The sequence below is a fragment of the Bradyrhizobium sp. 23 genome (assembly GCF_023073295.1).
Taxonomy (GTDB): Bacteria; Pseudomonadota; Alphaproteobacteria; order Rhizobiales; family Xanthobacteraceae; genus Bradyrhizobium; species Bradyrhizobium canariense_D.
Window position 1 is genome coordinate 134,872 of record NZ_JADPJF010000088.1, and the last position, 1,191, is coordinate 136,062.

2 protein-coding genes are annotated in these 1,191 nt (G+C 64.9%); both read left to right on the forward strand.

The window, feature by feature from the left end; all coding sequences use genetic code 11:
- Window positions 1-14: 14 nt before the first annotated feature.
- Window positions 15-617, forward strand: a complete 603-nt coding sequence (gene recR / locus IVB32_RS21570) for a recombination mediator RecR (RefSeq protein ID WP_247411421.1) — start codon at window positions 15-17, stop codon at window positions 615-617.
- 26 nt (window positions 618-643) lie between these two features.
- Window positions 644-1,081 carry a hypothetical protein gene (locus IVB32_RS21575; RefSeq protein ID WP_026232439.1) on the forward strand — a complete coding sequence of 146 codons (438 nt, stop codon included), beginning with the start codon at window positions 644-646 and terminating at the stop codon, window positions 1,079-1,081.
- Window positions 1,082-1,191: the final 110 nt, after the last annotated feature.

The following is a 1,191-nucleotide window of genomic DNA, read 5'->3' on the forward strand; positions in this document are numbered from 1 at the left end:
GTTCGGCCAGTAGGATGGGCGCTGTTGCGGGTCCTGAAATCGAGCGGCTGGTCCAGCTTCTCGCGCGGCTGCCGGGCCTCGGTCCGCGCTCGGCGCGGCGCGCCGCGTTGCATCTGATCAAGAAGCGCGAAGCGCTGATGATACCGCTGTCCTCGGCCATGCAGGTCGCGCTCGAGAAGGTCCAGGTCTGCAAGACCTGCGGCAACATCGACACGCAAAGTCCCTGCACGGTCTGCACCGATCCGAGGCGCGACCCCTCGATCATCGTCGTCGTCGCCGACGTTGCCGATCTCTGGGCGCTGGAACGGGCCAATGCCACTCAAGGGCGCTATCACGTGCTGGGTGCGACATTGTCGCCGCTCGACGGCGTCGGCCCGCAGGACCTCACCATCGAGGCGCTGGTCGCGCGCGCGCATGAGGCACAGGTGCATGAGGTCATCCTGGCGCTGAATGCCACCGTCGACGGCCAGACCACGGCACATTACATCACCGACCTGCTTCAGGACGCCAACCTAAAAGTAACCCGGCTCGCCCATGGTGTGCCGGTCGGCGGCGAGCTTGATTATCTCGATGAAGGTACGCTATCGGCCGCGATGCGGCAGCGCACCCTGTTCTAGCCATCCAGACTTACGGAACGGACGACATGACGAAACTTTTCGCCACACGATGGGCTTTGGTCGCGACGCTGACGATGCTGGCGACGCCGGCCATCTCCGCGCAACAGGACGACGGGGCTCCGCCGCCGTCGAAGCCCGGCAAGCCGATCAATGCCGGGGAGGTGCTGTCGGGCGAGCTGAACACGATGAAAGTGCGCGACGTCAAGAACGTCGGCAAGCGGGTTGCGACCTACCAGATCACCTCCGAGCCGCGCCGACTGCCGCCGCCGAGCGGGCTGTGCAATCTCGAGACCGGACCCGAAACCTTCCAGCTCGTTCCCAGCGGCGACGCGCAGGCAGCGCAGCTGAAGACGTTTGCCGGCAAGGAGATCTCGGTCAAGGTCGACGAAGTCGCCTGCGCCAGCGATCCCGGCCAGATGAGCGAGGCCGTGATCACGAAATGGAGCCTGATCAAGAAGCAGTAGGGGGCGCCCCGTTTGCTCGCCACACATATAAGCGCATCTGTTTTTCGTCATGCCCGGGCTCGTCCCGGGCATCCACGTTTTTGGCGCCGCGTAGCAAGGCGTGGATGGGG